The organism is Lysinibacillus sp. FJAT-14745 (assembly GCF_001275675.1).
GTDB lineage: Bacteria > Bacillota > Bacilli > Bacillales_A > Planococcaceae > Lysinibacillus.
Window position 1 is genome coordinate 10546 of the sequence record NZ_LITM01000020.1, and the last position, 1564, is coordinate 12109.

The 1564-nt window shown below is 29.9% G+C and carries 3 protein-coding genes; all 3 read left to right on the top strand.

The window, feature by feature from the left end; translation table 11 throughout:
* Positions 1-62 precede the first annotated feature (62 nt).
* The 3 genes from AMS59_RS23485 to AMS59_RS25700 all read left to right on the top strand — a co-directional run bounded on the left by AMS59_RS23485 (position 63) and on the right by AMS59_RS25700 (position 1246).
* A complete protein-coding gene (locus tag AMS59_RS23485; RefSeq protein ID WP_255350029.1) occupies positions 63-548 on the top strand; it encodes an Imm3 family immunity protein in 486 nt (161 codons plus the stop codon).
* A 5-nt stretch (positions 549-553) separates the two neighbouring features.
* Positions 554-688, top strand: a complete 135-nt coding sequence (locus tag AMS59_RS25695; protein WP_234007904.1) for a hypothetical protein — start codon at positions 554-556, stop codon at positions 686-688.
* Positions 689-892: 204 nt separating this feature from the next.
* Entirely contained in the window at positions 893-1246 is a 354-nt protein-coding gene (locus AMS59_RS25700) for a pentapeptide repeat-containing protein (RefSeq protein WP_053486125.1), read from the top strand.
* The last annotated feature ends 318 nt before the right edge of the window (positions 1247-1564 follow it).

Here is a 1564-nt window from a genome sequence, read left to right on the forward strand (position 1 = left end):
AAAATTGCGATAAAAAATTTTTTATCAATCTTAAAAGCGGGTCAAACCGTTGATATATCAACATTTATAGAGGGAGGGAAGCGTTAGCTAGGAATTTTTATGACTATGATATGTTGGCTAAAAAAAGTGAAACGGATAAAGCAATAATTTTTGTGATATTTTCAGAAATAGCAGTCTCCCATGTTAAAATTCTACATTCTTTCAAGGATTATTTGGAAAAAAATCTAACTGAATTGGATTTTAAAATAATTCAACAAGAGAATAAATTAACACCACAACAATATAGTGATTTAGCATCGCGAAAGGAACGTGTTTTACAGAAATTAATAAACATGTCTCTAGATTATTTTCCTAGAGCTTGTTGGTATTACGACGAATTAGTAGAAGGAGTCCAAAAATTTATTAACAATTTTAAGTTAGAAAATGAAAATACTGATTCAATAGTTACTACTGTGTTGCAACGGTTTGATCGAGATTGTGAAAATACAAAAGTGAAAAATTCATTGTCTATACAACACTTGCTGAAAATTTGTATAACCAAGGATTAACTGGAGTGAAGGGTATTGAAGATGTTAAACATGTGTTGCAATCGTTCAGTATCGAAGATGTAACTGATGAGCAATTGACTGAAGATGAACAAGAAAAGTTAGCTAATCGAATTAAAAGTGTTTTATCTAATTTAAAATGAAATTATTTTTTTAACTCGCTAAAAGATAATAAGTTAAAAACTATTTTCTAATATCTTGAGACCATAAACCATACATAACAGTGATTAATTATTGATACATGATATCTAACTTCAGAACATGTAGTTCTATTAAAGGAAGCAATAAAAGATGCATGAGCTTCAGTTAGAGTAGTTTGGTATCCAAAATAAAGACGGTGCTAACAATTGGAGATAATTAACCAAGAAGAGCTTATAGAACGTTTAAAATTGCACCGAGTTTGGATTAAATCAATTGGTGATCAAGGTAAAAAGCTAGGTGTCGATGAAATAGATTTTCGAGGCTCCGATTTAACAGGATATCCATTAAACCAAGCATTTCTGACAGAGTGTAAATTTGACGGGATGAATCTATGTAATATGGGTATGTCCTCATCATTGTTATGTTCATCAACATTTAAAAATACAAATATAGTAAATGCTGATTTTTATAAAGCAGATGTATCTTACGCAGATTTTACAAATGCAAATGCCCAAAATGTAAGATATGCTAAACAGATTGTTCTGAAGCAATTTTTTTAAAAGCCAAACTAGAGAATTCAAAGCTAATTTCTTGTTCTTTATATCTTACTGATTAATGTAGACATTAGTTTATCTTCATTTAAAGAGACTTTGCTAAAAGGGATAACATTGGTAGGTATTAAAGGTTTAGAAGAGGCGTTAATTAGCATCAATATCGGTACTAAGAAAATCCAATAATTTTGTTGGGGGAAAAGCTAGAGAGTGGATACAAAATAAAAGTTTAAATATATAATCTTAAAGCCACTACCGTCGCATGAATTTTAACTGAAATTTCAGATTTATTCTCCCGCCTTTTTAGAGTAAAAACGAAGACATGTA